This window comes from Sphingosinicella sp. (genome assembly GCF_052388015.1).
In the GTDB taxonomy this organism is placed as follows: domain Bacteria; phylum Pseudomonadota; class Alphaproteobacteria; order Sphingomonadales; family Sphingomonadaceae; genus Allosphingosinicella.
The window spans coordinates 1-5,937 of record NZ_JBQTIN010000003.1; the positions used below are offsets into that span (position 1 = coordinate 1).

A 5,937-nucleotide genomic window follows, 5' to 3' on the forward strand; every position below is an offset into this window, starting at 1 on the left:
ATCACCCGGCGTGATTTCCTGGAGCGGCTCGGCGCGGTCGGCGGCGCCAGCGCCGTCTTCCTCGGCATGCAGGCGATGGGGCTGCTCGCCGAGCCGGCTTCGGCCGAGCCGTTCGAATTGCCGAACGGATCGGGGCGCGGGCGCAGCGTCGTCATCCTTGGGGCGGGAATCTCCGGGCTGGTCGCCGCTTATGAGCTCAGGCAGGCGGGCTGGAATGTAACCGTGCTGGAGGCGCGGGACCGGATCGGCGGGCGGGTGTGGACATTGCGCGGCGGCGACCGGATCGTCCAGACCGGGCGCGAGGACCAAATCTGCCAGTTCGACCGGGGGCTCTCTTTCAACGCCGGCGCGGCGCGCATCCCGCACGTCCACCACACGATCCTCGGCTATGCCCGGCGCCTCGGCGTGCCGATCGAGGTGATGGTCAATTCGAACCGGGCGGCGCGCTGGGATTTCGGCGGGCGGATTTTCGAGGACCGGCAGATCCGGAACGGGGTGCGCGGGCGGTTCGCCGAACTGCTCAGCAAGGCGATCGACCGGCACGCGCTCGACCAGGAGCTGGGGACGGGCGACCATAGCGCGCTGCGCGGCTTCCTCGCTTTCTATGGCGACCTCAACCAGCAGGGCGAATATACGCCCGCCGGCCAGTCGGGCTATGCGGAATTGCCGGGCGGCTACGACACTTCCGGCCGGCCGGCGCCGCCGCTCCAGCTGACCGACCTGATGACCCGGCCGGCGGCGGGGCTGCCGCTCGTTTTCGAGGAGTTTTTCGACCAGCAGGCGCCGATGTTCCAGCCGGTCGGCGGCATGGACCGGATCGCGCACGCGATTTACGAGCAGGTGCGGCCTGCGGTGCGGCTCAACAGCCCAGTGACCGCGATCCGCCGGCAAGGCGAAAGGGTGCGGATCGAGCATGGCCCGGGACGCCAGGCGACCGAGGCGGACTATTGCCTCTGCACCCTGCCGCTCAACCTGCTGCAGCGCATCCCGGGCGACTTCTCGCCCGCCAAGCAGGCGGCGATCCGCGACGTGCCCTACCTTCCGAGCGTCAAGGTGGCGTTCGAAAGCCCGCGCTTCTGGGAAGCGGAGGGAATTTACGGCGGGCTCGGCTGGACCGACCAGCATAATGAGAATCTGATGTATCCGTCGGGCGGCTGGCATTCGGACAAGGGCATTCTGGTCGCGGCCTATGCGGCCGGCTGGACCGGCCAGAATCATCCCCAGGAATTTACCGCGATGAGCCATGCCGAGCGGATGCGGGTATGCCGCGAGGTGGTCGAGCGGATGCACCCGGGACACGCGCGGGATTTGGCCAAGGGCGTCACCGTCGGCTGGGGGCTGACGCCCTGGTCGGAAGGCGTCGGTCCGATCCATCAGGACTTTGCCCCGCAGGGGCGCGGCCAGCGCTACACCGAATTGCTGCGGCCGGAAGGGCCGATCTTCTTCGCCGGCGAGCATTTGTCCTATGTCGTCTTCTGGCAGGAGGGCGCGGCGCTCTCCGCGCACGAGGCGATGCGGCTGATGACCCAGCATGCGGCGGAGCGGAGGGCGGCGGCGTGACGGACGGACGCTAGCTGAGGCTCAGGCAGAGGGGCGGAGCATCGGCCGCCTGGCAGAAGCCCGGCCGGCGGCCGGTCTTGCCAGTAACGGACGAGGCCGAGCCAAGTGCAGGGTGCGCGCGCCCGGCGGCTCGGAATTCGCGGGTACATAATCCGGGGTGGCGTGGGTGAAGCGGCTGTCCGTATCCGGACGAACCTGTCCGCAGGTGAACGCGCTCTCGCCGGCGCGCGGCGGAAAAGTGCCGCTTTTCAACGGACGATCCGATGGCGCGAAACTTGCTGCTTGTTCCGCCTTCACGGCTGGAGGGCATCATGATCCGAGAACCTGGCGAAGCGCGGGAAGGGCCTTGCAGGATCGGCCGCCGTTCATTCTCGCTCGGCCTCGCCGCCTTGCCGATCGGCCTGGCGCTGGCCCCGTGCCAGGCCGCCGCGTTGCAGCCCGCCGCCGCGCGCGACCTCACCGCCCTGGTCGAGGCCGAACGGGCGCGGGCGGGCATCCCCGCGCTCGGCGCCGCGATCGTGACGAGTGGCGGCATGCGGGCGATCGGCGTTGCTGGCCTTCGCGCCATTCCTGACGGGCCACCGGTCGCAGCGCAGGATCTCTGGCATATCGGTTCCTGCACCAAGACGTTCACGGCGACGCTGACGGCCCGCCTGATCGAGCGCGGCCTGCTCCGCTGGGAGTCGACGATCGGCGAGGTGCTCGGGCGCGCCATGCACGCCGGCTGGCGTGACTTGTCGCTGCTCTGGCTGCTCAGCCACCGTTCGGGCGCTCCGAACAACTTCGACCAATCCCTGTGGGAGCGGATGGTCGCGCGCGGCGGGCCTCTCCGCGATCAGCGCGCCTGGCTGGTCGGCGAAGGCATGAAGACGCCACCGCCCACCGCGCCCCACAGCCGCACCGTCTATTCCAATGCCGGCTATCTGATCGCCGGTGCCATGTTGGAGCGGGCGGCGGACCGGGACTGGGAATCGCTCGTCCGCGAGCATGTCTTCGCGCCGCTCGGCCTCGCCGGTGCGGGCTTCGGCGCGCCGGGAACGCCAGGCCGCCTCGATCAGCCGCTGGGCCATGTCCGTGGGCAGAATGGCGGCTGGCGGCGTATCCCGCTGGGCCGCGGCGACGACAATCCGGCGGCGACCGGCCCTGCCGGCACCATTCATCTCAGCTTGGCGGACTGGTCGAGATTCGTGGCCGCGCATCTGGGCGGCGTGCGGGGCGACGAGGGCTATCTGAGCCGGGCAAGCTGGCGACGACTGCATGCGCCGGCCGAGAGCGGCTGGGATTATGCGCCGGGCTGGGTCGCGGCGCGCGGAGAGAATGGCGAGCCGGTGCTTCGGCACCTGGGCAGCAACGGCTTCTTCGTCGCGATGGCGACGCTCTATCCGGCACGGGACAGGGCTGTGCTGTTGGTGACCAATCTCGGCGACGATGCCGCGGAACCGGCCTTTCGCCATTTGCTGGAACGCCTTCAGGCCCTGCCGGAGCCCGCCGCCGCCGTGCGCTAGCCCGGTCGCCGCACCGCCGGCATATGGGCCGGCGCATGGCGGCAGGGCCCGGACTGCCGGTCGCCATCGGTCGAAGGGCGCCGGCGATCCGTCGAACGGGCTTGGGCATGACCGGTCGGGGTGGTAGATCGTTTCCATCTCGAAACGGGGAGAATTCGTCATGCTGAAGCGCGCATTGGTCGCTCTTGCCATCGCCGCCGCGCCGCTCGCCGCCGCCGAGGCGCAGCGGGGCGCGCCGGACTTCGCCGCCGCGGTGAACGCGCCGGGACGGCCGGAGGCGGCGACGAACCTCGACGCCGTGCGGCGACCAGCGGAGGTGCTGCGCTGGCTGGGGCTGAGGCGCGGCGACCGCGTCCTCGATTACTTCACCGGCACCGGCTATTATGCCGAGATCATGGCCCGCGCCGTCGGGCCGACCGGATCGGTGACGGGATGGAACTCGTCCTTCTTCGCCGCCCGGCCGCAAATCCGCGACGCCGCGGCCGCGATCCGGCAGCGCTCGCCCAACACCGCTTTCTTCTCGAGCCCGACGACGGCCTTGTCCTTCCCGGCCGACACCTATGATTTCGTCATGCTCCACCTCGTCTATCACGACGCATATTGGGAGAGCGCCCAGTTCAACCTGCCGCGGATCGATCCGAACACGGTGACGCAGGCGCTGTTCCGGGCGACCAGGCCGGGCGGCATCGTCGCGGTGATCGACCATGTCGCGGCGCCGGGCCGCGAGACGCGGGCCGAGGTCGAGGCGACGCACCGCATCCTGCCGGCGACGGTGCGGGCCGACTTCGAGCGCGCGGGCTTCGTCTTCGACGGCGAGAGCGCCATGCTCGCCAACCCGCAGGACGACCGCTCGGTCAACGTCTTCAACCCCTCGATCCGGGGCCGGACCGACCGGTTCGTCTACCGCTTCCGCCGGCCGCGCTAGGTATTCGAAAGTCATCCCGGCGAAAGCCGGGACCTATGAACACCGTCCGGCTTAGCGAGGCGACGCGCTTGTCGTTACGCCGAAGGCGCCGCGTTCATGGGTCCCGGCTTTCGCCGGGATGACTCATTTGTTGGCGGGCTAAGGCAAGAAGGGCCCTTTGGCGCCGCGGCGGGCGGCGCGGGCGGAGGTGCCGGCCAGTTCGCGGAACTCGCGAGCCATGTGCGCCTGATCGGCGAAGCCCTGCTCGGCGGCGTGGCCGGCGAGCGAGGGCTGGCCGGGCGCGGTCTCGAAGGCGCGCTGGAAGCGGAGCAGGCGCAAATAGCGGCGCGGCGGCAGGCCGACATGGACCGCGAACCAGCGCTGGAGAGTGCGCGGGCTCATGCCGGTCGTGTCGCTCATCTGGGCGACGCTCTCGGCGGCGACGATGGCCTGGCCGATCGCGTTCAGCCTTCCCGTCTCGGCGAGCCGGGCCTCGATCGCGCCGAAATCCGGCGCCTCGAACGGCAGCCAGCGGCCGCGCAGCGCGGCGAGCGGCAGGCCGAAGGTCAGCGACCAGGCCCAGGGCCAGAGGCGGAGCCCCTCGAAGCTTGAATCGCCGCTGATCTCGAAAGGCTCCGGCTTCTCGATCAGGCCGACCGCGAAGCTCGCCGGCTGGTCACCGTTCCAGCGCGAGCGGCCGGCGCGGCGGCAGATGATCTCGACGCAGCCGTCCGGCGTCGCCTGCTGTTCCGTCCATTCGTCCGCTGCGCCGCTGCCGGCCAGCGTCCAGCGCGTCTTGATCAGGCCGGCGAGGTGCGGCGGCGGCGCCTGTTCGCGATAGTCCACGGTAGCATCTTCATCCGCCTGTCGCATTGGTTCAAGACCCGGTCGGCAGTGGAGATAGAAGTCCCCATTGCCGTCATGCCAGCGAAGGCTGGCATCATTCTGACTCGGCATGGACCCCAGCCTTCGCTGGGGTGACGAAGTGGAGGGGACGATGAAGAGATTGATGATCGCGTGCGCGGCCATGCTGCTGATGGGGCAGGCGGCGCCACCGGCGGCAAGCGTCGAGGATCTCGCCTGGATGAGCGGGCGCTGGGAAGCGTCGGGGGACGGCCGCTGGACGGAGGAGACATGGTCGACGCCGCGCGACGGCATGATGCTCGGCTTCAGCCGCTCGACGCGCGAGAATGTGGGCAGCGAGTTCGAGTTCCTGCGCATCGCGCCGGGCGCGGACGGCACGCCGACCTATTTCGCCCAGCCGCAGGGAGGGGCGGCGGTCGGTTTCCGCCTCGTCGCCCATGACGCGACCAGCGCGACCTTCGAGAATCCCGCGCATGACTACCCGCAGCGCATCCGCTATCGCCGGTTCGGGCGATCGATGGCCGCGTTCATCTCGTCGATCGATGGGTCCGGGGAGCGGAGCTGGAACTTCACCCGGCGATAGGGAGGGCGCATGGCTGAGCTGGAACTCAAGACCAGGCCGACCGAGGTCTCGGTCGACGCCTTCATCGACGCCGTGCCTGACGCGCAGCGGCGCGAGGATGCGAAGACGGTGCGCGCGATGATGGAGCGCATCACTGGTGAGCCGGCCGTGATGTGGGGGCCGAGCATCATCGGCTTCGGCACCTATCGCTATCCGTGCGGCAAGAACTGGGGGACCATGTGCCGCCTCGGCTTCTCGCCGCGAAAGACCGAGCTGGTGCTCTATGTCCTCACCCAATCCACGGCGCAGGACGCGTTTCTCGCCAGACTCGGCAAGCACAAGAGCGGTAAGTCCTGCCTCTACATCAAGCGGCTGAGCGACGTCGACGAGAGTGTGCTGGAAGAGCTGACCGCCTACGCGCTCGACTATATGAACGAGAAATATCCCGAAGGCGCCTGATCTCTCGACTTCGCTCGAGATGAGCGAGTTCCAGAGGAGGCAGTTCAGCCCCGCTTCAGCTTTCGGCGGCGAAACGAGGCGGG

6 protein-coding genes are annotated in these 5,937 nt (G+C 69.5%); 5 read left to right on the forward strand and 1 reads right to left on the reverse strand.

Annotated elements, in window-relative coordinates:
- The 3 genes from ACT4N3_RS00040 to ACT4N3_RS00050 form a co-directional block, all read left to right on the forward strand.
- Nucleotides 1-1,560 (forward strand): flavin monoamine oxidase family protein (locus ACT4N3_RS00040; protein WP_444853153.1); only part of this gene is annotated, 1,560 nt, incomplete at its 5' end.
- A gap of 311 nt (nt 1,561-1,871) precedes the next feature.
- Complete coding sequence (locus tag ACT4N3_RS00045) at nt 1,872-3,065, forward strand: serine hydrolase domain-containing protein (RefSeq protein ID WP_444853154.1); 1,194 nt, start codon at nt 1,872-1,874, stop codon at nt 3,063-3,065.
- Between the two features lie 160 nt (nt 3,066-3,225).
- The gene (locus ACT4N3_RS00050) at nt 3,226-3,990 is read left to right on the forward strand and encodes a class I SAM-dependent methyltransferase (RefSeq protein WP_444853155.1); all 765 of its coding nucleotides are present in this window, start codon (nt 3,226-3,228) and stop codon (nt 3,988-3,990) included.
- A gap of 138 nt (nt 3,991-4,128) precedes the next feature.
- Here ACT4N3_RS00050 and ACT4N3_RS00055 read toward each other — a convergent pair whose 3' ends face one another.
- A complete protein-coding gene (locus ACT4N3_RS00055; protein WP_444853156.1) occupies nt 4,129-4,815 on the reverse strand; it encodes a helix-turn-helix domain-containing protein in 687 nt (228 codons plus the stop codon).
- A 109-nt stretch (nt 4,816-4,924) separates the two neighbouring features.
- Here ACT4N3_RS00055 and ACT4N3_RS00060 point away from each other — a divergent pair, with 109 nt between their 5' ends.
- Both ACT4N3_RS00060 and ACT4N3_RS00065 read left to right on the forward strand, forming a co-directional pair.
- Nucleotides 4,925-5,416 carry a DUF6265 family protein gene (locus ACT4N3_RS00060; RefSeq protein ID WP_444853157.1) on the forward strand — a complete coding sequence of 164 codons (492 nt, stop codon included), beginning with the start codon at nt 4,925-4,927 and terminating at the stop codon, nt 5,414-5,416.
- 9 nt (nt 5,417-5,425) lie between these two features.
- Nucleotides 5,426-5,854 carry a DUF1801 domain-containing protein gene (locus ACT4N3_RS00065; RefSeq protein ID WP_444853158.1) on the forward strand — a complete coding sequence of 143 codons (429 nt, stop codon included), beginning with the start codon at nt 5,426-5,428 and terminating at the stop codon, nt 5,852-5,854.
- Nucleotides 5,855-5,937 lie beyond the last annotated feature (83 nt).

What these genes read in the sequence shown, in the direction of transcription:
- ACT4N3_RS00045 (WP_444853154.1), top strand. Translation starts at nt 1,872, where the DNA reads ATGATCCGAGAACCTGGCGAAGCGCGGGAAGGGCCTTGCAGGATCGGC.
- ACT4N3_RS00050 (WP_444853155.1), top strand. Translation starts at nt 3,226, where the DNA reads ATGCTGAAGCGCGCATTGGTCGCTCTTGCCATCGCCGCCGCGCCGCTC.
- ACT4N3_RS00060 (WP_444853157.1), top strand. Translation starts at nt 4,925, where the DNA reads ATGGACCCCAGCCTTCGCTGGGGTGACGAAGTGGAGGGGACGATGAAG.
- ACT4N3_RS00065 (WP_444853158.1), top strand. Translation starts at nt 5,426, where the DNA reads ATGGCTGAGCTGGAACTCAAGACCAGGCCGACCGAGGTCTCGGTCGAC.